This window comes from Bacteroides sp. HF-4919, assembly GCF_018860125.1.
Genome location: NZ_JAHKNF010000007.1, coordinates 238,262 through 261,603, shown reverse-complemented (window position 1 = coordinate 261,603; position 23,342 = coordinate 238,262). Strand labels below are relative to the sequence as shown.

The window sequence follows — 23,342 nt, the reverse complement described above, 5'->3', positions numbered from 1 at the left end:
TGATTGGACAAAGATATGAAAAAGGAAGTGAAAAGCAGATGTTAAACTCTTAAATGGTGTTATAAAACATGCTTTTTTTCTTGTATTATTTGCAGATAACCAAAGAGTGCGTATCTTTGCAATGTGTTTTTCATAGTATTAGATTTAAGGTTAACAAAGGTTGGAGCAAGGCGTTGCTCCTTTTTTTATGTCCTAATCTCTCTTATGCGTTGTGCATCCATATAGATAACATCTTCTTTTTCAAAACAATAATATTGATGAATGATACCAGTAAGAACAGCAATATGCCGATAGTGAATGTGGGCCAAAGTGATCCGGAGGGTATCTGTGGGAAAAGTGAGTTTAGTGTTTCGAGATAAGATGCACGTGTCCACGAAACAATTCCTATGGATAATAACATCACTACAATATTAAGTCCTACTGTCAGGGTCTGATAGGGGAGTGCCACTTTCGAAGGGCTGTATCCTATCAGAAGCAGGCTTTCCAGCTTGGTGGTGTTTTTTTGCAGTAACAAGAAAATGCTGAGCATCAATATATAGAAAGAGAGCAAGCTGATGAACAGTCCCACAGCCAGAACGATACCCACAATCAGTCTCAGGAAATAAGTCGTTTTACCGGCATCCAGTTTCCCGTCTTCCGTTTCATAACCTTTCTGCTGAAAATATTTTGCGATAGAGGCGTCAGCCGGGTTGTTTACTTCAACAATCAGTCGTGAAGGATCTGCCTGACGATCCGGTGCGAAGTTCTTGTTAGCCCAATCCATGAAAGACTGTGGAACCAGAATGGTGTTCAACCGGTTGGAAAAGCCGACGATATTCCCCTTGTATTGCTCTACCCGTCCATTCCCCTTCATCAGGATGTCCATCTGGATCAGACTCATCAGACCTTCCGAGAGTTTAGGCAGGTTTCGGCTTTGGGCAAAACCAAAGTTATACAGGTTCAGATAATTGCGTGGAATGATGATGGGGAGGGTATGGGTATTTTCATCGAAGTACCATTTGTCGAGGTTGACGTCTACGAATTCGTCAGGGACGGCTTCGAAAAACATTTCCGTAGAAAGGTGTACTCCTGCTTCCTGCATTCCCAAACCAGCGGATACTTTAAATTGCGAAGGGGTGAAAGCGCCTACTGTTCGGGTGAATGACTGTTGTTTCAGTTCCTCGATTTCTTTGGGGGAGAAGGTGTTATTCTTACCTGCGAAAGTGCCTAATGTGCTGATTTTCTTGGTAGCAATAATATAATCTTTCTTCATGAAACTATCCCCTTCGGTAAAGATGGGAAGTACATCTTTGTAGAATTGTGCGCTGAGCAACACAATGACCATCCCGAAAAGGTTGGCAAAAAAGAAACCGGTCAACTGACCGATGCTGATATGCTGGCGGAGCAGCTTCCAGACTAAGTTGTTCATAATTTTAACATTCTGTCATACTTTAACTCGATATGCTTTCCGATGGACGTCACGATGATACCCGCCCCTTGTTTCTCGGCTTCTCCCGTCACTAACTCTTCCATGATATGTGCGTTGTCATCGTCAAGATGGCTGATGGGTTCATCCAGGAAAATAAAGTCGAAGGGTTGACAAAGTGACCGGATGAACGCCACTCTTTGTTGTTGTCCGAAAGATAGTTTTCCTGCTTTTACATTCAACTTGTCCGAAAGTCCCAGTGCTTCGAACAATGCCAATACCTCTTTCCGGGTTTTATATCCGGTTAGGTTATTCTTTAACCGGATATTTTCGATGGCAGTCAGCTCTGTGAAAATGCGCAAATCCTGAAATAGCATACTTAGTGAATGCTTCCTGAGTTCAACCCATTGCTTCACCGAGTATGCTTTTATATTGGTTTCATCGAAATTGATAATTCCTTGATAGTCGTTTCGGTAGCCATAGATATAGCTGCATAGCGATGATTTTCCGGTACCGGATGCTGCTTCGATCAAGTAAGATTTTCCTTTATGGAAAAAGAGGTCTTGATGCCATACATCCGAAATGACCGAGTTACGCTCAGCAAACACTTGGGGAAGTGTTTGCTGTAAGTGAATGCTGTTCATACGCTGAAGGTTACATGCCGGCAAATTGCTTGGCAAAGTCTACTATCTGTTTTAAAGCGTTGACATCTTTGTTTTTCAGGAGAATGGCTGTTTCAGTCTTACCTTCGCTGTCACTGAATGCTTCAATATAAGAAATCTGTGAAGCAAGTTTATAGTAAGTCTGGTATTCTTCGCCACCGAAACCGGTTATCATTTTCACGACAGGAAGATCTAAAATGGCATCCATGTTGATGACAAAGAACACATTTTTGCCCTTCATATCCGATACATATCCGGCATCTTTGATTGATTTGTCTACCGGCTTACTGATATTCTTGTAGAGGAGCTCGTCATTGGTGGCATACATTTGTTTGTTACGGATGCCAAAGAACACATTATTGGTGTTGGACTTATAAACGTATTCATTTTCGCCCAGTTGGATGATGTCTTCATTTCTACCTAATTTCAATTCTTTCTTTTTATCGTACAATGCTTTCAAGGCATTTCCGTTCTTTGCGTCGGCATAAGCAGCGAAAGTGGGTGCACTGTTCATGGTTACGTTAATCAGACCGATAGAGATATCACCATCGAAAGATGCGAATAAACTTTTCACCTCCTCGGCTTTTGCAAGGGAAACGTTTCTGCGGAATTCTTCGTTGTTGAGCAATAGGTCATAGAATGCTGCCCCGTTGACTCCTATGTTTAGAAAGGCAAGAGTCGATTCCGGGAAATTCTGGAGGAAAGTTGTATTTAGTTTTTTCACAGCTTGAGCCTGCTTCTTTAGCAGTGCGTCTGTTTCGGCGTTATCCGAATAAGTTTCAATCTGCAGAGCTATCTTTCCTTTCTCAAAGTTGAGATTGCCTACGGCCATTACTTCGCTTAGATCGAGTTGTGAAGAAAGTCCCATACTGATTTGTTGTGAGTATATCTTAGGAACAGCATCCATTGAAGCAAAGAAGTTAATGTCTCCTTTTTGATTTTGCATCTTTTTGAAACCGCTGTTCTTCATGATACTGTTCTCTTCCGTCTGTTTTAGTAAAGTAGAGATGGTTTGTTTGGCAACATCCATTTGTGAAGTTCCGTAGGCTTCTGTCAAGACTGCTGCGTTTTCATTAAAAACCAACAAGCTGTTTTTTTGCAGAGTAGTGAAACTGTATCCGTCTTCTTCTGCTATCGGCTGGCAGATTCCCTCTTTGGCCATTAAGTCAAGAGAAGCACGCAAGTCGTCGATATTGCTAACCTTGGCAACCATAGCGGGGGTAATGAACGTTTTGGAAGTAAACACAAAGACGGGGGCCTTGATATCGATACCCGATTGGGAAGGATCCTTCATTATCTTTTCCAATTGCTGGAAGGCGGCCGCATTCATTCCGCTTTTCAGGGCTTCCATCATTTTTTGTTTCATTCCTTCGTTTTCTTTATCATTCAGGCCGGCTTTGTCGGCAAGCGTATTCAGATTGACGGAGGCAACAGCCGAAGCGTCAGCAGGAATCACATGGATATATTCCGCTTTCTTTGAGCAGGCTGCCATGAAAACGATCAGTACTCCCAGTACCGAAAGTCGGGAAATCATTCGTTTTACCATAATTACTATATATTTAGTTCTGTAAATTACATGTTCATTGTATGGCAAGCCACTAATGCCGCCGTTTCTGTTCGTAGTCGTGATTTGCCTAAACTGATCGGGATGAATCCCTTTTCGATGGCTTTTTTCACTTCCTTTTCGCTGAAGTCGCCCTCCGGCCCGATCAATACTAATGTATCTTCTCCTTTTTTCAGTACATCCTTCAGGAGAGGTTTCTCTCCTTCATAACAGTGGGCTATGAATTTTTGTCCTGAGAAATCTTTTTCAATGAACGAATTGAAGTCAGTCATTTCGTTCAACCGGGGCAAGCGTGCCTTTAATGATTGTTTGATGGCCGATACCAATATCTTTTCGATACGTTCCGTCTTGATCACTTTTCGTTCGGAAAAGCGGCAGTTCAGAAACGTCAATTCATCGAAACCTATTTCTGTCGCTTTTTCAGCGAGCCATTCATTACGGTCCATATTCTTGGTCGGTGCCATGGCAATATGCAGATGGCCCTCCCATAAAGGCTCTTGATGAATAGTTTCTTTAACATTCACCAGGCAACGTTTATTGGTTGCTGCACTGATCTCTGCCCGATAGAAGTTTCCTTTACCGTCGGTCAGGGTGATTTCGTCTCCGGTTGTCAGACGGAGCACACGCACACAATGCTGTGCCTCCTCTTCCGGAAGCTCAGCATTGGTTTGTATATCAGGGGTATAAAATACGTGCATATCTTTTATTTATGTCGGTTTATCTCATCACGCAGTCGGGCGGCAAGTTCATAATTCTCTTCTTGAATGGCCTTGCTTAAGGCTTCTTCAAGGGAAATGATGCTGACTGCCTCCGTACGTGAGTTATCATCTTCTTCCGGTGAATCAGGACGTTCAGCACCGTCTGTCATCCGAATGCATTCGCGTTCAAGGATAGATTCGTATATAAATATGGGGCAATCTGCCCTCACGGCCAATGCTACCGCATCCGAAGTACGTGCGTCTATCCGGATAATCTCTTCGTCTCTTTTAAAGTAGATATACGAATAAAAGACACCTTCTTTTGCTTTATAAATCAGTACCCGGAGCAAAGATGCTCCCAGAACATTCAGACACGAGTAAAATAAATCGTGTGTCAGCGGGCGAGGGGCTTTTATTCCTTTCAGGCAAATGGCTGTGGCTTGCGCTTCGGCTGGTCCTATTATGATAGGTAACTGCCGTTCGCCATCTACTTCTCCCAGTACCATTGCATAGGCACCCACCTGCGCCTGACTGTTAGAAATGTTCAATACCTGTAGTTCTACTTTCTTATCCATTGTTAATTATTCACTTTCTTAAGTTCTCCCGGTTGATGTTTGTATCTGAAAACAACGGCAAATAAAATGCCGATGGCCAGTGCGTATGCTGCAAATATAAACCAGATGGTCGGCCAATCTCGGCTTACCAACATTCCGTTTTCGTATACGGAGAATGCGTCCACTACAGCACCGCTGGCATATCCTCCGATGACGGCTCCAAGTCCGTTTGTCATAATGAAGAACAAGCCTTGTGCGCTGGCCCTTGTCTCAGGTTTTGTTTCCAATTCAACAAATAAAGAACCGGAAATGTTGAAGAAGTCAAATGCCATACCATATACTATCATGGATAAAATCAGCATCCAGATGCCCGTACCCGGATCACCGAATCCAAACAGCCCGAATCGGAATACCCAGGCGAACATACTGATCAGCATGACACGCTTGATTCCGAAGTGTCTCAAGAAGAAGGGGATGGCCAGGATAAACAGGGTCTCGGACATTTGTGAGATAGATAGTAGAATTACCGAGTGTTTGACACCAAAGGAATCTGCAAATTCGGGTATTTTGGCGAAACTACCCAGGAATGCATCACCATAAGTATTTGTAATTTGCAATGCCGCACCCAATAGCATAGAGAAAAAGAAGAAAATAGCCATCTTTTTTCTTTTGAACAGGCTGAGGGCATCAAGTCCGAAAGAAGACAATAAAGTTTTATTTTCATTCTTCGCCGGTGGACAGGGAGGCAGCGTGAAAGAATATATCCCCAAAAGTAAGGCTGAACTTGCTCCTACATAAAGTTGTGCACTGGAGTTCTTGAATCCTGTAAGGTCTACTGCCCACATGGCACAGATGAAACCGATGGTTCCCCATACGCGGATAGGCGGGAAATCCTTTACTAAATCACATTTATATTGTTCAAGTGCGTTATATGAAACTGTATTGGCAAGGGAAAGGGTAGGCATGTAAACCATCAGGTTGAGTAACATGGCCCAATACATTTGATTATAGTCGGTAGCGGTGGATGCGTAAAACAAACAGCCGGCTCCTAATAAATGACAAATACCATAAAGACGTTCGGCGTTGAACCATTTATCGGCAATAATACCGGTTATTCCCGGCATGATGATAGATGCGATTCCCATTGTAGCGAAGATAGCTCCGATTTGTCCACCTTCGAAATGGAGGCCTCTTTCCATATAGCCACCTAATGAAATTAACCACGACCCCCATACAAAGAATTGCAGGAAGTTCATAATAATCAAACGATTTTTTATATTCATAACTTTATTGATGTGTTTCCCGTCGTGCCAATATATGGCAGATCAGCTGCAAATATAATATTTTTAGTTGACAGAGTGGAAAAAGCACAGGATAAAAGGGAGGAAGAAAGGGAAAAATAGCAAAAGAAAATTGGAAATGCAAAGAAGGAAAGGGTATATAAAAAAAGAAGGCTATCTATCCCAGACAGCCAATCTTTATTAACCTTAAATCTAATACCATGAAAAACACATTGCAAAGATAAAGGGTTTTATGTTATAGAACATAACGATTTGGTGAAAATCTTCTGTTTGTTAACTCATATTAACTTTGTAGCTTCTGCTTTTATGCTATTAAGGCGATTATTCGACATACAGTACCAATCCTTTGAGATATTCGCCTTCCGGATGATAGATATTTACCGGATGATCTGCTGGTTGAGTCAACTGATGCAGTATGCGTACACTTCTACCGGACATGGCTGCTGCTGTGAATACAGCAGTACGGAAATTATCTTTGGTCACCACCTGTGAACAAGAGAAGGTGAACAGGATACCGCCCGGTTTAATTTTCTCAAATGCTTTGGCATTAAGTTTGCGATAACCTTGGAGGGCGTTGCGCAATGCGTCTTTGTGCTTGGCGAATGCCGGCGGATCGAGGATGATCAAATCGTATTGGTCGCCCATGCGGTCGAGATATTTGAAAGCATCTTCTGCAAAAGCCGCATGACGGGTATCACCCGGGAAATTTAATTCTACATTTTTATTAGTCAAATCAATGGCCTTGGCAGAACTGTCTACCGAATGTACCTGTTTGGCACCTCCACGCATGGCGTAAAAGGAGAATCCGCCGGTGTAGCAGAACATGTTTAATACCGAACGGTCTTTGGCATAACGTTCCAACAAAGCACGGTTTTCGCGTTGGTCTACGAAGAATCCCGTTTTTTGTCCTTTCAGCCAGTCTACATGGAACTTTAATCCATATTCCTGAGCGATGTTGTCGTTACTTCCTCCTTTGAGGAAACCGTTTTCCGGAAAAAGGTCCGCTTTGAATGGCAAAGTCGTTTCCGATTTATAGTAGATATTTTCAATCTGGTTGCCCATCACTTCGGACAATGCTTCGGCAATGGCCATGCGGTCTACGTGCATGCCGGCAGAGTGTGCCTGCATTACGGCGGTCCGGGCATAAACATCGATAACAAGTCCTGGCAGGTTATCGCCTTCTCCATGTACCAGGCGGTAAGTGTTGTTAGTCGGGTTGGTAGCGATGCCGATGCTGCGTCGCATGTCATAAGCCACTTCCAACTTGCGCTTCCAGAAGTCATGGTCGATCTCTTCTTGCTTAAAGGAAAGAACACGTATGGCAATGCTTCCGATTTGGAAATGCCCTTTAGCTATGAATTCTTTTTTTGAGGTATACACTTCCACTACTTCTCCTTCTTCGGGTTCGCCGTCGAAGTGAGCAATGGCCCCGGAGAAAATCCAGGGATGGAACCGTTTCAGTGAGTCTTCTTTGCCGGGTTTAAGATATACTTTATGCATAAATTTATTATGTTGTTTTTATTTTTATCATTGATCCGAACCTGCTTTCACCGTCTCTACGGTTTCTTCTTCCGGGGCCAGTTCGTAATTACCCGTACGCTTTAGGTCTTGCAGTAGGTGGTATATGTTGAGGCAAGCCCATGCGTCTGTGGCTGCATATTGCTTTTGGGCATCCGTCAGTACATCTGCTTCCCAATTGGAAAGACGTTGTGATTTTGAGATTTTTTCCCTGAATAAGATACCGTATATCTTTTGCAGGCTTTTATCCTGAATGCCGAACGGACGGACATACTCTTGCAACTCGATGCATGCCTGCTGGTTGAAAGGAGCCCGTTTATGCAACATCATAAAGTCGTCTTTCAACGAGAGTCCTACTTTGATCACTTCCGGATTTTCAAGCAACTCTATGATGGGTTGGGTCAGCCCGGTCATGTTCAGGCGGAACAGGAAGCAACACTCGTCAGATGAAATCTGGAGCAATGCTACTTTATGGGAATGTCCTTTGGTGAATGAGGGACGGGTTTCGCTGTCGATGCCCAGAATTGCCTGGGATTGCAGATAAGCCACTGCTTTTTCCGCTTCACTTTCAGTTTGTATTACATGAATCCGTCCGGGGAATGCCGCTTTGGGCATCTCCTTCACCTCTTCTTTGCTTATGGTTCTTTTTAAAATCATATTCGTTTATTCATCGTCGTGGCAATGACAGCCATGATCGTGACAATGGCAGTCGTCATCTTCACAGTGACAGTCTTCATTGTTTTCGGGTTCGTATTCATCCTCCTCTTCGTCTTCTCCCCGGGCCTTCGGACTATATTTCACGTCATGCAGGGCACGCATGGTATTTACCAGTTTTTGTCCCCACAAGAGTCCGAAGTTTTCCTGGCAAATGGCAAGGGAGTCATTCATCGTCTCGTTCAATCCCAGTTGAAATACAAAGATAAAATCTTTAATATCCTGATAGATATCGGCCAGGTCTTCCGAAATATTCTTTTTGATGGGTTCATCGCTGTAAGCCATGTCGGGCAGGAATACTTCCAGATAGTCGTCCTTTTCCGCCAATACGGATGCCAGGTTGATGCGCAACACTTCGTATATTTCTTCCGTCACATATGTTTCCGGTGCTTCGTCGCCTATCATTTCGCATTTTGGAAGCATGGACGCTTTTAGATAAAGTAAAGGAAGAATTTTCAGGGTGGTGTCAACAAACATACTACGTTTCATGCCTTCGGCACGTTCCAAAAAAGCGCAGAACTCGGCAGCTACCGTAACGAATTCTATCACATTCTTATCAAATATTACTTGGCTTTCTTTTTTCATATCAGCTTGAATTGAAACGCAAAGGTAAGAAAAAGTTGTGGGTAGTCCAATGAAATTCTTTTTTTTACTACTTTTGCATCATTAATCATATAGCTTAAGATTCTTCATCCACATGGCAAAAAAGAAATCAGATAAGGAAGCAGAACAGAAGCCGGCTTCCACAAATAAGTACTTGGCTTTCTTCAGAAACGAAACAATCCACTTTGTGATCGGATTGGTATTGGTCATCTTTTCAGTCTATCTGTTGCTGGCTTTTACCTCCTTCTTTTTCACCGGAGCAGCCGACCAGAGTATCATTGATAGCGGGAATGCCCAGGATCTTGCTGCTGTAAATAATCATGTAAAAAACTATGCAGGTTCCCGGGGAGCTCAGCTGGCAAGTTATCTGATCAATGACTGTTTTGGTGTCTCCTCTTTCTTTATTTTGGTTTATCTGGCTGTAGCCGGATTGAAGCTGATGCGTGTGCGTGTGGTGCGTCTTTGGAAGTGGTTCATCGGATGTACGCTGTTGCTCATTTGGTTTTCCGTTTTCCTGGGCTTTATTTTTATGGATCATTATCAGGATTCATTCATTTATCTGGGGGGATTGCATGGATATAATATCAGTAACTGGCTTATTTCGCAGGTCGGTATTCCCGGTGTTTGGCTTATTCTTTTGGTGACAGGCATTTGTTTTCTTATATATATGAGTGCCCGCACAGTCATCTGGTTGCGTAAGCTTTTCACTCTTAGTTTCCTGAAACGCAAACAAAAAGAAGAACATTCAGAGGTGAAGCAGGATTCCGATCCCCGTGAATATGATAATCCGAAACCTCAGGAAGTGGAATTCGATGTTAATCGCACTTTCCGTCAGGAGATACCGGTGAAGAAGGTGGAAACTCCTACCGTATCCGATCTGCTTGTCGAGTCTCCTTCTGAGTCTCCAATAGTTACGGAAAGCAGAAATACGGCAACCGATGGTGATGTCACCATGACTTTCGAACAGACAACTCCTGATCCTGTACCCCCTTTTCGGGCAGAGTCGGCAGATAACGGGCCTGAGTTTGAAATAGAGGCTGCTGCCGATGACGAAAGTTATCAGGGAACGGAAACCGAACCCTATAATCCAAAGTTGGATCTGGAAAACTATCATTTCCCTACTATCGATTTGATGAAGCACTATGAAAATAGTGAGCCTACCATCAATATGGAGGAACAGAACGCAAATAAAGACCGTATCATTAATACATTGCGTAGTTTTGGTATTGAAATCAGTACGATTAAAGCTACGGTAGGTCCTACGGTGACTCTTTACGAAATCACTCCGGAACAGGGAGTGCGCATCTCAAAGATTCGTGGGTTGGAAGATGATATCGCTTTAAGCCTTTCTGCCTTGGGTATCCGTATTATAGCTCCTATACCGGGAAAAGGTACAATCGGTATCGAGGTACCTAATTCAAATCCTAAGATTGTTTCGGGGCAGTCCATCATCGGCAGTAAGAAGTTTCAGGAATCGACATACGATTTGCCCATTGCGCTTGGTAAGACCATTACGAACGAGGTATTCATGGTAGATCTTTGCAAAATGCCTCATGTGCTGGTGGCAGGTGCTACCGGACAGGGTAAATCTGTCGGTTTGAATGCCATCATCACTTCATTGCTCTACAAGAAGCATCCTGCCGAACTGAAGTTCGTTCTGGTGGATCCTAAAAAGGTAGAGTTCAGTATTTATTCTGTTATTGAGCATCATTTTCTCGCGAAGCTTCCCGATGGTGAGGATGCTATCATCACCGATGTGACCAAGGTGGTGCAGACCCTCAACTCAGTCTGTGTAGAGATGGACAGTCGTTACGATCTGTTGAAAATGGCACATGTACGCAATATCAAAGAGTACAATGAGAAATTCATCAACCGCCGCCTGAATCCGGAGAAAGGGCATAAATTTATGCCTTATATTGTGGTAGTCATCGATGAGTTCGGAGACTTGATCATGACTGCCGGCAAGGAGATCGAGTTGCCGATTGCCCGTATTGCGCAGTTGGCACGTGCCGTAGGTATCCACATGATTATTGCAACCCAGCGTCCGACTACAAATATCATTACCGGTACTATCAAAGCCAACTTCCCGGCGCGTATTGCGTTCCGTGTGTCGGCCATGATGGACTCACGTACCATCCTTGACCGTCCGGGAGCCAATCAACTGATTGGGCGTGGTGATATGCTTTTCTTGCAAGGGGCTGATCCGGTGCGTGTGCAGTGTGCTTTTATCGATACGCCGGAAGTGGAAGAAATTACCAAATATATTTCACGCCAACAAGGATATCCTACCGCTTTCTTCCTGCCCGAATATGTGAGCGAAGACAGCGGAAGCGATCTGGGAGATGTCGATATGGGGCGCCTCGATCCTTTGTTTGAAGATGCTGCCCGCCTGATCGTAATTCATCAGCAAGGGTCAACTTCGTTGATACAGCGTAAATTCTCCATTGGCTATAACCGTGCCGGACGCTTGATGGATCAGCTTGAAAAGGCCGGCATTGTGGGTCCTTCGCAAGGAAGCAAGGCGCGCGACGTACTTTGTGTTGACGAGAACGACCTTGAAATGCGTTTGAACAATATTCAATAATCAAACGTTAAATGAGTGTATACAATGAAGCAGATTATAATTAGCATTTGGATAGCTTTACTGACTTTGCCTGTGTTTGCGCAACAACAAATGCAGGCAAAGGTTGTGCTTGATAAAACGGCAGCCACATTTGAGAAAGCAGGGGGGATTCGTGCGGGATTCAACGTGACGGTGTTCAATAAAGGCCGGATGGCGGGACAATCTGCCGGAGTCATTGAACTCAAGGGAGAGAAGTTCGTGCTGAAAACGGACGATGGTACCACGTGGTTTGATGGCAAGACCCAATGGAGTTATCTGGCAGGTAGTGACGAGGTCAATATCAGCAATCCAACCGGAGTCGAACTGCAAAGTCTTAATCCGTACGCACTTTTGCAGATTTATCGCCATGGTTTCAGCTATAAGCTTGGAACACTGAAGAATTTTGGCGGCAAATCGATTTATGAAGTGGTGCTGACTGCTACCGACAAGAAACGGGATTTATCACGAATTGTGCTTTATGTCAGTAAAGACACTTACCAGCCACTCTTCATTCTGATGGAACAACGTGATAAGAGCCGTAGCGAAATCACGGTGACCAGCTATCAGACAGGATTGAAATATGCCGACAGTATGTTTGTGTTTGATAAGAAGCTCTATCCTCATGCCGAGGTGATCGATCTCCGATAGGTCAAGAGGAGTAACTTCGATCGTTTATTATAAATCGTAGAATGTAAAAAAGGAATATGGAAACAGAAAGAATTAAATGCCTTATTATAGGTTCAGGACCAGCCGGCTACACAGCCGCTATTTATGCAGGACGTGCAAATTTGTCACCGGTGCTTTACGAAGGAATACAACCGGGTGGACAGTTGACCACGACTACCGATGTAGAAAATTTCCCGGGCTATCCTCAGGGAATCAGCGGACCGCAATTGATGGAAGATCTTCGTACACAGGCCGAACGATTCGGTGCTGATATCCGTTTTGGAATCGCTACTGCTTCCGACCTTGGCCAAGCTCCTTACAAAATCACGATTGATGGTGAAAAAGTAATTGAAGCCGATTCATTGATTATCGCTACCGGTGCCACAGCCAAATACTTAGGTTTGGATGATGAAAAGAGATATGCCGGTATGGGGGTCAGTGCTTGTGCTACTTGTGACGGATTTTTCTATCGCAAAAAGGTAGTTGCCGTTGTGGGTGGTGGCGATACTGCTTGCGAAGAAGCCATCTATCTGGCCGGACTCGCTTCTAAAGTCTATTTGGTTGTACGCAAACCCTATCTTCGTGCTTCAAAGATCATGCAAGAGCGTGTGATGAAGCACGATAAGATTGAAGTCCTTTTCGAGCATAATGTAGTCGGACTCTTTGGAGATAACGGTGTAGAAGGTATGAATCTCGTAAAACGTTGGGAAGAACCGGACGAAGAACGTTATTCGTTGCCTATCGACGGATTTTTCCTTGCCATCGGTCATAAGCCTAATTCGGACATTTTCAAACCTTATCTGGATACTGATGAGGTGGGATATATCATCACTGACGGTGATAGTCCCCGTACCAAGGTTCCCGGAGTGTTTGCGGCTGGCGATGTAGCCGATTCACATTATCGCCAGGCTATTACTGCTGCAGGAAGCGGCTGTAAGGCTGCCATTGAGGCTGAGCGTTATCTGTCGGAGAAGGGATTGATCTGATAGTCGTAAGATATTGTTTATTAATATACCGGACGCAACCATGCTTAATAAGAGAGAGCTGGTTGCGTCCGGTAGTTTTTTTATAACTTCTTATTTCTTTATTGATTTTGCGAGATCAAGCCCCTATGGCACCCTACAAATTCGTCTTGTTCAATTCTATATGTTGTATCAGAGTCATCTCAGGCTTGATTCTGTTTTATATTTATCACTTATCCGGATAGATGAAGTTCTTTTTCCGGTAGTTTTCATTTCACCACCGATTAACAGATTACATTGAGAAGAAGATAATTGGGATTATTTATTTTTATGTAATCGTCAATCGATGGAAAAACAAATTAGTATACTTCAATTTCGTCCAGATACAGGTTTGCCTGAACCACCTCTTTGCTGCCCGGGTCTTTTACGAAGTCGATGCCGTTTCGCAAAGTACCGCCATTCTGAAGGGTGACTTTGAGATAGGTTACTTCTCTCGGTTCGAAGGCTAAGGTGTCTGTAAATGCCTTTCTGCCTCTTTCCGGATAGTTGCGTTTGAAGGAAGCTTCTGCGACTTTGCTGTATTTTTGTCCGTCGGAAGAGGTTTCGATGGTGGCAACACTCGGAGGGAGGATAACTGATGCAGGGTTGTATAGCGAACCGAAGACTACTTTGCTGACAGTAGTGGGCTTATCGAATTCGACGATGAATACCATCTCTTTGCAGTTATCATCCATCCGGAATCCGCTCCACGGAGTCATAGAGGCGGTGTTCCCGCGTTTACCGTTGGTAAGCCCGAAGGTACTTATGTCCGTGCCGAGAACGTCATTTTCACCAAAGATGTCGCCTTTGGCACCTCCAATGGCCGGAGTGACTGTGAAGCTCTTTCCGCTGATCAGGTTGCCGTACAGTTTCTTTCCGGTGACCTTGCCCAGCATCTGTCCGTCTTTGAAAGCGGCTGCTTTCACTTCAATTTCGCCCGAGAGGGTGAAAGGGCGATTGTAGAGGGGTGATTCTACGGTTGGAGTACTTCCATCTGTTGTATAATGAATTTCCGCATTGGGATAAAAGCTTTCCAGTATCACTTTTAGCGTATCACTCTCGTCTACATGAGTATTTATGTTCACGTCGAAGAAATTACGGCAGGCTTTTACATTCTTCACGTCCATTCGCCGGAAATCTTCAACCATGCGCTGGCAGAAGTCATTCCAGTTTTTGTTTGCGTTCAGTGTCCAACCGGTTTCGGCAATAGCTATTGCGCGCGGGAAGGCTTGATAGTCGCGGTTATTGTCGCTCGGCATGTATTCGGTCCAAATGTTGCCTTGTACTCCGATGATGTGTTTTTTTACCAGGTCGTCTGCATCGTCCGGTACCGGGTTATAACTGTAGGTTTTTTTAAGTGTATTATATCCGCCGATAGTAACGGGGGCTATCTCCGGTTCTTCCTGATATTGATCCAGATAAGCGTATGGATTCGGAGTCATAATAGCGTTGTGACCGGCTTTGGCTGCATTCATTCCGCCTTCTACTCCCCGCCAGGACATGACGGTAGCATTCGGGGCCAACCCGCCCTCCAGGATTTCGTCCCACCCGATGATGTTGCGTCCTTTGCTGTTCAGGTATTTCTCCATGCGGGTGATGAAGTAACTCTGTAATTTCTCCTCTTTGGTATGCTTCTTCCCGTCAATAACGTTGGGAGTGACATCGTCTTTCAGTCCCAGTTGTTTAATCAGTGACTGGCAATATTCACTTTTGATCCAGGCCGTTTTCGGACATTCGTCACCGCCTATGTGGATATATTTGCTTGGGAAGAGATCCATTACTTCGTCCATCACTCCTTCAAGGAACTCGAAAGTGGTATCCGAAGGACAGAATACCTCTTCGAATACGCCCCAGGTTCCCGTCACATCGCATGTACTGTCCGGTGTACACGAAAGCTCCGGATAAGAAGCGATGGCAGCTATTGCATGTCCCGGCATTTCGATCTCAGGGATTACAGTGATGAATTTACTGGCAGCATAGTCTACAATGTCCTTGATCTGTTCCTGTGTATAATATCCGCCATGCTCTTTGCCGTCGAATATTTGCGGATAGTTCACATAATAATAGTCTATCAGTGTCTCTTTGCGCTTGGAGCCTATCTCGGTCAGTTTCGGGTATTTCTTGATTTCAATTCTCCATCCCTGATCATCAGTCAGGTGCCAGTGGAAGGTATTCATTTTATGCATGGCCAGCATGTCAATGAACTTATATACATATTCCACTGGAGAGAAGTGGCGGCATACGTCCAGCATCATACCGCGGTATGCAAAGCGCGGGGCGTCTTCTATCTCGACAGCCGGCACTGACCATTCTGCGTTTTTTACTTTCTCTGTGCCATATACGGCGGGAGGAAGCAATTGGTAAAGGGTCTGTAATGCATAGAAAAATCCCTTGGGGGTGGAGGCGCTGAGAGTGATATTCTGCGGTGTGACCGAGAGTTTATATCCTTCTTCGGGCATTCCGTCCTGGGGGACAAAGCGGATGACGGGCTCGTCCGTTATGTTTTCGAAAGTCTGTTTCATTGTGATTCCGGACGTCAACTTCAATCGGTTGATAAGGCTGTCGGCAATGGTCTGTACTTCCGGTGTGCAAGCAGTAGTGATGACTCTTACTTTTTTACTTATTTCAAATCGCCCCTGTTGGGGAATCATTTGGTTGGGCAACGGAACGATATTGTACTCGTTCACGATGGCTTCTTTTGACTGTTTACATCCGGGGGCGATGAAAAGTAGAGACAAAAGAAGAAGAGTAATTCCTTTTTTCATGGTCTGATAAATATGTGTTAAGTTATTAAATAGTGACGAAGCGTCTTAACCGATTTTGCTGATCTTCTTAAGCTTTTCTTCGTCAATGATCTTGATTTTTCTTCCGTCGATGGTGATCAGGCGTTCGGTTGCGAAGTTGGACAACGTGCGTATGGCATTGGAAGTTGTCATATTCGACAGGTTGGCCAGGTCTTCACGGGACAGATAGATGCTCAGGGTAGAGCCGTCTTCCTCCAGTCCGTAACTCTCTTTAAGGAAGAGTAGCGATTCGGCCAGGCGTCCGCGGATATGTTTCTGGGTCAGGTTCACAGTTCTTTCGTCGGCGATACCGAGGTCAACAGACAACTGGCGAATGAAAAACATGGCCAGGTCGTTGTTCTGGCCGAGCAGTGTCATGATGGCACTCATGGGAATCAGGCAGATAGTTGAAGGTTCGAATGCGGAAGCGGCGGTCACATAGTCTTCTTTGGCAAAATAAGCCCGGTAACCGAAATATTCCGTAGGTTTTATCATGCGGATAATCTGACTTCTGCCTCCTACACCGTCTTTGTAGATTTTAACTTTTCCGCTAAGGAGACACATCAGATAGGCAGGCGATTCGCCTTCGCAATAGATTGTTTCGTTCTTTTTGTAATTCTGAAGAGTGAAATTATTGGCCAGGAACTCTCTCTGCTCTGCGTTTAGAGGAGCCCACATCTCTGCAATACGTTCGGGAACGTTTATTTCTGACAAATTCATCTTTACCATGACTGCTGCAAAACTGTGTTATAAAGCACAAATGTAGAAAGAAAAAATGAAAAACGGAATAGTTTTGGGAAAAGTTTGCCATGTTGGCATTGCAATACCGCAGATTCCACAGATGTATGCAGGGTTTATTTCTTTCATTACAGAAGTAGAGAGGGCACAGTGAAACTATATTTTTGAAGATATATTCATAAATGATTAAAAGCCTGTGAACTCTGTATCTTTTGTATTGCATTCTTTGGCTGTTCCTTGTATACCTTTTGATCTCTATATCTAAAACATCCGGGTGTTTATGAAGATAACATCCCCATGTTGTTGTGTAAAACATCCGGATGTTTTATGGTAAAACATGGGGATGTTTTAAGGTGAAGGAATTAGTGCTTGTAGTGGAACATTTATAAATAAAAAAAGAAAGTGTGTCGAAACTCACCACAGAGTAACACAGAGTGAATTTTAAGTCATTGATTATCAGTATTGATAATCTGTGATAATCTGTGTAACCTGTGGTGAAAAGACTTTTGACAGAGTCCTATTCTATAAAGTATAGGGCTTACTTTGTGAATAGTAGTTCTCTATACTTCGGTAACGGCCAGATTTCGTCGTCGATTTCCATTTCCAGGTGGTCAATATGATCGCGTATGCTTTCCAGATAGGGACGTACGGTCTCTTCGTAGGCAAATGCTTTTTCCTTAAAGTTCTCTTTATGGTTTGCCACTTTGCGGGCCTCTGTCATGTCGCGTACCAGTACCTTGATGGCAGACACACGGTGCGAGATTTCTTTGATAAGCTCTTTCCGGTCGGCACTCATGATTTCGTATTCTTCTGCTGGGAAGATCTCTTTCATTCTGCAAAGGTTTTCCAGCAAGCGGTTCTGATAGCTGACAGCAATGGGGACAATGTGGTTGATGGCCAAGTCACCCAATACACGACTTTCGATCTGTACTTTCATGGTGTACTTTTCAAGTTCCACTTCCAGGCGGCAGGCAAGTTCGGTTTCGTTAAAGATGCGTTCACCGATCAGTACGGCTCTCGATTGGTTGTCCATGTAGTGCATCAGGGCTTCCGGTACGTGGCAGATGTTTGTCAGTCCGCGACGAGCAGCTTCCTGCTTCCACTCTTCCGAATAACCGTCCCCTTCGAAACGGATGGGTTCGGAGGCGATGATATTTTCCTTCAGGATGCGGAAGATGGCTTCATCCTTGCTAATGCCTTCTTCCATCAGTTTGTCTACCGATGCTTTAAATTCGTTCAACTGGTTGGCCATGGCAGCGTTGATGGCAATCATGGCAGCGGCACAGTTGGCCGATGAACCTGCGGCACGGAACTCAAAGCGGTTTCCGGTGAATGCGAATGGAGAGGTGCGGTTACGGTCGGTAGTATCGAGCAAGATTTCGGGGATACGTCCGATGCCCAGTTTCAGGGTAGTCTTCTCTTCCGGAGTCATTTTGGAATTGGTCACCTGGCGGACAATTTCGTCCAGAGTAGCCGACAGTTGCGAACCCAGGAAGATGGATAAGATGGCTGGAGGGGCTTCATTGGCTCCCAAACGGTGACTGTTTCCGGCGCTCATGATCGAAGCACGCAACAGGTCCTGATTTTTGTGAACCATCATCAGCACGTTGACCAGAAAGGTGAGGAACAACATGTTTCCTTTTGGGTTCTTGCCCGGTGCAAAGAGATTGACACCTGTGTCAGTACAAAGCGACCAGTTGTTATGTTTACCCGAACCATTGACACCGCTGTATGGCTTTTCGTGGAAGAGTACGGCGAAATGATGCTTGCGTGCGATGCGCTTCATCAGATCCATCACCAGCTGGTTATGGTCATTTGCCAGGTTGCAGTTTTCGAAAATGGGGGCCAACTCAAACTGGTTGGGAGCTACTTCGTTGTGACGGGTTTTCACCGGTATGCCCAGTTTGTGGCATTCTATTTCAAGCTCTTTCATAAAGGCTGTGACACGTGGAGGGATGGAGCCGAAGTAATGATCTTCCAATTGCTGATCCTTAGCCGAAGAGTGTCCCATCAGGGTACGTCCGGTCAGTCGAAGGTCAGGACGCGCATTATATAAAGAGGTGTCGACCAGGAAATATTCCTGCTCCCAACCCAGATTGGTAAATACGCGGGTTACGTTTTTGTCGAAAAGCTGGCACACTTCGGTGGCAGCTTTGTCAACGGCGGCCAATGCTTTCAGTAACGGAGTTTTGTAGTCGAGCGCTTCGCCCGTATAGGAGATAAAGATTGTCGGGATACAAAGAGTGGTGTCTACCACAAAAGCCGGTGAGGATACATCCCATGCTGTATATCCGCGGGCTTCGAATGTATTTCGGATTCCGCCGTTGGGGAAGGAAGAAGCATCCGGTTCTTGCTGGATCAGTAATTTTCCGGAGAAGCGTTCGATGACTTCACCGTCTTCGCCAAACTCGATAAAGCCATCGTGCTTTTCGGCAGTTCCGTCCGTCAGTGGCTGAAACCAGTGTGTATAGTGTGTCACGTTGAGCGATTTAGCCCAGCTTTTCATACCATTGGCTATCAGATCGGCCATCTCACGGCTGATGGGTGTACCTTTTTCGGTAGCGTCTACCACTGCTTTGTATGCTTCCTTGGGAAGATATTCCTGCATCTTCTTGCGGTCGAATACGTGGCTGGCATAATAATCGGATAGTTTGTTTGAGGGAGTGGTAACTTCTAAGGGCTTTCTGTTAGATAGCTCTTGTAATGCGAAAAATCTCATTTTTGACATAATGGTGCCTTTTTTATCGGTTGTTGGGCGCAAAATTATGTGTTTTTTCTGAGATAACCCCTATTTTTATAGGGGTATTTTCTATAATTAGTCTCTTTTTTAAGATGACACCCTGTTTTAAGAAGGTAGATCGGATTCGTATAAATCATTAATTTATTAGTCGTATAATCGGATTTTTTTTATATTTGCCTTGAATAAAGGAGATTACTATTTGAGATACAAGATATGGATATGGGTGTTTGGGCTTGTCTTGCTCTCTTTTTCACAAAAGGGAGTGGCTAACGTTGTTCTTGATCCTCAGACCAAACGTCCGATTTCTGCCGATTCCATTTTAAATAATGTGATGACCTTTGCCCCGTTTTATGAAAAGTTGGTGACCGACTACCGAGCCGACCTCTATATAAAAGGTACGATGGACATCAAACGCAAAAATTTTATTCTCCGGTATGTGCCTTCCATGTTCCGTCTTCAGAAAGGAGTGCGCCAGTATATGGTGGAAACATATAGTGACCTGCATTTTACGGCTCCTAATATTTATGACCAAAAAGTGAAAGCCTCTGTAGGTACGGTACACAATAGCCGGGGAGTGCCGGGTATGCTGGAGTATTTCAATATCAACCTCTATTCGTCTACGCTGCTTTATGATCGGTTGCTTTCGCCCTTGGCCAAAAATGGACGGAAGTATTATAAGTATCTGATTGATTCCATTATGGGGGGGACAGATAACCGGCAGTATAAGATACGGTTTATCCCCAAAAGCAAAAGCGACCAGTTGGTGGGCGGGTATATGATTGTGAGCAGTGATGTATGGAGTGTCCGCGAGATACGATTTTCCGGCAGGTCGGAGCTTTTGCTGTTCAGTTGTCTGATAAAGATGGGAGGAGTTGGAGAAGATGATGAATTTCTGCCTGTCAGCTACAATGTCGAGGGACAGTTTAATTTCTTGGGTAATCGTATCAACGGGGTTTATGTGGCATCACTCAACTACCATGACATCGTACTTGAAGAAAACCAGAATGAATGGAAAGAAAAAGTGAGGGCAAGGACAAAAGGAAAAAGTAAATATGATCTTTCAGACTCTTACAACCTGCAATGTGAGACTGCTTCTTATCATACGGATAGTGCCTACTTTGAAACATTACGGCCTATTCCCTTGTCGGAAAGTGAGCGTAAATTGTACGAGGAAGATGCGCTGCGTAAAGACGCCATTCAGCGCAATATCAAGCCAAAGAGTAAGAGCCAGGTGTTCTGGGGACAGGTAGGAGATGTGCTGATCAGTGATTATAAATTGAATCTGTCCAATTTGGGAAGTGTGAAGTGCTCGCCCATAATCAATCCTTTCTTATTGAGTTACAGTGGAAGTAACGGGCTTTCTTACAGGCAATCGTTTAAGTACAACCGGCTTTTTAAGCACGACCGGCTGTTGCGTGTGGTGCCTAAGTTGGGTTACAACTTTACGCGCAAGGAGTTTTATTGGTCTGTCAATTCCGAATTTAATTATCTACCCGAGAAAATGGGGACCTTCCACGTGGACTTTGGTAACGGAAACCGGATTTACAGCAGTGATGTGCTCGATGACCTGAAGGCCATACCGGATAGTGTATTCGATTTCAACCAGATTCATCTGGATTATTTCTATGACTTATACTTTAACTTCAGGCACAGTATCGAAATTATTAATGGACTGGAATTGAGTGTGGGCTTTTCCACCCATAGACGAAAAGCCGTAAAACCCTCCAAGTTGGTTCCATTGACCAAGAGCCTGGAACTTCCCAACGAAGATATTCAGGGAAAAATCAGGAATACCTATTTAAGCTTTGCTCCCCGGGTCCGGTTGGAGTGGACCCCTTGCCTTTACTATTATATGAACGGCCATCGTAAGATCAACCTGCGTTCTAAATACCCCACTTTTTCAATAGACTGGGAGAGGGGTATCAAGGGGGTGTTTGGCAGCACCGGGCAATATGAACGTCTGGAGTTTGACCTGCAACACCATATCCCTTTGGGACTGATGCGTAATATCTATTATCGTTTTGGTTTCGGTATGTTTACTAACCAGAAAGAAATGTATTTTGTTGACTTTAATAATTTCACCCGTAGCAATCTTCCTGAAGGTTGGAATGATGAAATTGGCGGAGTATTTCAGCTTCTTGACCGACGTTGGTACAATGCTTCACGCAAGTACATACGGGGGCATTTCACCTATGAAGCTCCTTTTTTACTTCTAAAGCATCTGATCAAGTATACACGCTATGTGCAAAACGAACGGTTGTATGCAAGTATATTATCGGTACCCCATCTTCAGCCTTATATTGAGCTGGGATATGGAATCGGCACTCACATTTTCGATTTCGGCGTTTTCGTAGGAAGTGAGAACTGGAGGTATACCGAGGTTGGCTGTAAATTTACGTTTGAGTTATTCAACCGCTAATTTTATTCTTGTTATTATTTGTCGGGGAGGAGAAAACCTTTATCTTTGCCCGTAAGAGGATGAGATAAAGATTTAGCAAAAAAGAGGTGCAGTCGCCTCGTGAATTCAGGGCCTTTCTGGATTTCTTTATTAAGATACTCATAATAAAGAAAAGTAAACACTCTCATCCTCTTTTTTACTTGCTTCTATATATTAATTAAGGTATAAGGATGGAACTACTTTTAGCTATTGTGATTGTCGTTACCGGTTGGCTGGTTTTTAGTATCATTCGTTCAAGTAAAGGCCAGGAAGGATATAAAAGATGGAAAGCCGGAAACTATGCCGGTGAGAATCCTTATGCTAAAGAGAAGAAGGAAAGTGTTTCGTCCCTGAAGAATATTTTTGGTAGGAAAGCCGTGGCTTTCGGCTCAAAGCGGTTCGATGCCGGAGCTGTCAGTTGGTGTGCCAGTTTACTTGGAGTCAAAGAAGACACGTTGAGAGAGGTGCTGGATTATGTTCCGAGGCAATACACCCAGTTCTATATAAAGAAGAGAAGCGGAGGAGTCCGGATCATTACAGCTCCCCAAGGTCAGTTGCGAGCTATGCAGCAGACCATTTACCAACGAGTTTTATTGTTAGCCAATGTGCATCCTGCTGTTACCGGATTCTGTCCTGGTAAATCTGTATCCGATAATGCGCGGGTTCATTTGGGACGAAAAAATGTATTGAAAGTAGATCTTCATGACTTTTTCCCTTCCATACGTTCGCCCAAAGTGAGAGCGACATTCAGGGAGATGGGATATTCACGTCCTATAGCGAAAGTACTGGCGGAACTCTGCTGTTGTAACAGGTGCCTTCCGCAGGGTGCGCCTACAAGTCCGGCTCTCAGCAATATTATTGCTTATCCGATGGATAAAAAAATGATGGCGTTAGCCGATGAATACGGGCTGGTCTATACGAGGTATGCCGATGACCTGACCTTTTCGGGAGATTTTCTGCCGAAGGATAAAGTCTTGTCACGGATTGATCAGGTTATCAGGGAGGAAGGGTTTACGATGAATGTGAAGAAAACCCGTTTTCTGCCTGAGCATAAACGTAAGATAATTACCGGAGTATCAGTTAGTTCGGGCACGAAGATGACAATTCCCAAAACTAAAAAGAGGGAGATCCGTAAGAATGTGCATTACGTCCTGACAAAAGGATTGGCCAGTCATCAGGAGCATATTGGCTCCACCGATCCGGTTTATCTGAAGCGTTTATTGGGCAATCTGTGTTACTGGCGTTCCATAGAACCGGATAACCGATATGTATCCGATTCTATCGCGGCTTTAAAGAGCTTGATGTGAGACATACCGATTGTAGCTCTTTTTGATATTTTTTTTGCTATTCTTTTCT

Annotated in this window: 16 protein-coding genes and 2 pseudogenes; 6 read left to right on the top strand and 12 right to left on the bottom strand. The window is 44.3% G+C overall.

The window, feature by feature from the left end; all coding sequences use genetic code 11:
- Positions 1 to 202: 202 nt before the first annotated feature.
- From KO473_RS13970 to KO473_RS13930, 9 genes are all read right to left on the bottom strand, one after another.
- Positions 203 to 1,408 (bottom strand): ABC transporter permease, encoded by a 1,206-nt coding sequence (locus KO473_RS13970; RefSeq protein WP_122130472.1) that lies wholly within the window; start codon positions 1,406 to 1,408, stop codon positions 203 to 205.
- Entirely contained in the window at positions 1,405 to 2,049 is a 645-nt protein-coding gene (locus KO473_RS13965) for an ATP-binding cassette domain-containing protein (RefSeq protein ID WP_122130489.1), read from the bottom strand. The genes KO473_RS13970 and KO473_RS13965 overlap by 4 nt, the downstream gene beginning before the upstream one ends.
- A gap of 10 nt (positions 2,050 to 2,059) precedes the next feature.
- The gene (locus tag KO473_RS13960; RefSeq protein WP_005775762.1) at positions 2,060 to 3,613 is read right to left on the bottom strand and encodes a DUF4836 family protein; all 1,554 of its coding nucleotides are present in this window, start codon (positions 3,611 to 3,613) and stop codon (positions 2,060 to 2,062) included.
- A gap of 26 nt (positions 3,614 to 3,639) precedes the next feature.
- A complete protein-coding gene (locus KO473_RS13955) occupies positions 3,640 to 4,329 on the bottom strand; it encodes a 16S rRNA (uracil(1498)-N(3))-methyltransferase (protein ID WP_122130471.1) in 690 nt (229 codons plus the stop codon).
- Between the two features lie 5 nt (positions 4,330 to 4,334).
- Positions 4,335 to 4,904, bottom strand: a complete 570-nt coding sequence (locus KO473_RS13950) for a bifunctional nuclease family protein (protein ID WP_005775764.1) — start codon at positions 4,902 to 4,904, stop codon at positions 4,335 to 4,337.
- Positions 4,905 to 4,906: 2 nt separating this feature from the next.
- Positions 4,907 to 6,166, bottom strand: a complete 1,260-nt coding sequence (locus tag KO473_RS13945; protein WP_032538140.1) for a nucleoside permease — start codon at positions 6,164 to 6,166, stop codon at positions 4,907 to 4,909.
- Between the two features lie 339 nt (positions 6,167 to 6,505).
- Positions 6,506 to 7,684, bottom strand: coding sequence for a class I SAM-dependent rRNA methyltransferase (locus KO473_RS13940; protein ID WP_005810026.1), 1,179 nt, complete (start codon positions 7,682 to 7,684; stop codon positions 6,506 to 6,508).
- Between the two features lie 27 nt (positions 7,685 to 7,711).
- The gene (locus KO473_RS13935; RefSeq protein WP_005775769.1) at positions 7,712 to 8,359 is read right to left on the bottom strand and encodes a 3'-5' exonuclease; all 648 of its coding nucleotides are present in this window, start codon (positions 8,357 to 8,359) and stop codon (positions 7,712 to 7,714) included.
- 6 nt (positions 8,360 to 8,365) lie between these two features.
- Complete coding sequence (locus KO473_RS13930; protein ID WP_005818653.1) at positions 8,366 to 9,001, bottom strand: DUF5063 domain-containing protein; 636 nt, start codon at positions 8,999 to 9,001, stop codon at positions 8,366 to 8,368.
- 112 nt (positions 9,002 to 9,113) lie between these two features.
- Here KO473_RS13930 and KO473_RS23795 point away from each other — a divergent pair.
- From KO473_RS23795 to trxB, 4 genes and pseudogenes are all read left to right on the top strand, one after another.
- Positions 9,114 to 9,846: pseudogene (locus KO473_RS23795) on the top strand (DNA translocase FtsK 4TM domain-containing protein); the annotation flags it as partial.
- Positions 9,847 to 9,965: 119 nt separating this feature from the next.
- Positions 9,966 to 11,603, top strand: a pseudogene (locus tag KO473_RS13925) (DNA translocase FtsK); the annotation flags it as partial.
- Positions 11,604 to 11,627: 24 nt separating this feature from the next.
- On the top strand, positions 11,628 to 12,269 hold the full coding sequence (locus tag KO473_RS13920) for a LolA-like putative outer membrane lipoprotein chaperone (RefSeq protein ID WP_005818655.1): 642 nt from the start codon (positions 11,628 to 11,630) through the stop codon (positions 12,267 to 12,269).
- A gap of 56 nt (positions 12,270 to 12,325) precedes the next feature.
- Complete coding sequence (gene trxB, locus KO473_RS13915) at positions 12,326 to 13,273, top strand: thioredoxin-disulfide reductase (protein WP_005775774.1); 948 nt, start codon at positions 12,326 to 12,328, stop codon at positions 13,271 to 13,273.
- A 335-nt stretch (positions 13,274 to 13,608) separates the two neighbouring features.
- Here the strand turns inward: trxB and KO473_RS13910 are convergent, their stop codons facing one another.
- From KO473_RS13910 to KO473_RS13900, 3 genes are all read right to left on the bottom strand, one after another.
- Complete coding sequence (locus KO473_RS13910) at positions 13,609 to 16,053, bottom strand: beta-N-acetylhexosaminidase (protein WP_005818656.1); 2,445 nt, start codon at positions 16,051 to 16,053, stop codon at positions 13,609 to 13,611.
- Between the two features lie 45 nt (positions 16,054 to 16,098).
- On the bottom strand, positions 16,099 to 16,800 hold the full coding sequence (locus KO473_RS13905; RefSeq protein WP_005775777.1) for a Crp/Fnr family transcriptional regulator: 702 nt from the start codon (positions 16,798 to 16,800) through the stop codon (positions 16,099 to 16,101).
- 547 nt (positions 16,801 to 17,347) lie between these two features.
- Entirely contained in the window at positions 17,348 to 19,537 is a 2,190-nt protein-coding gene (locus KO473_RS13900; protein WP_005775778.1) for a glutamine synthetase III, read from the bottom strand.
- 211 nt (positions 19,538 to 19,748) lie between these two features.
- On the opposite strand from KO473_RS13900, the gene KO473_RS13895 reads away from it, so the two are divergent.
- Together KO473_RS13895 and KO473_RS13890 are read left to right on the top strand one after the other, a co-directional pair.
- Positions 19,749 to 21,968: a DUF5686 family protein gene (locus tag KO473_RS13895; protein WP_122130468.1), complete on the top strand. Its 2,220-nt coding sequence runs from the start codon at positions 19,749 to 19,751 to the stop codon at positions 21,966 to 21,968.
- Positions 21,969 to 22,177: 209 nt separating this feature from the next.
- On the top strand, positions 22,178 to 23,293 hold the full coding sequence (locus tag KO473_RS13890; protein WP_005818658.1) for a retron St85 family RNA-directed DNA polymerase: 1,116 nt from the start codon (positions 22,178 to 22,180) through the stop codon (positions 23,291 to 23,293).
- The last annotated feature ends 49 nt before the right edge of the window (positions 23,294 to 23,342 follow it).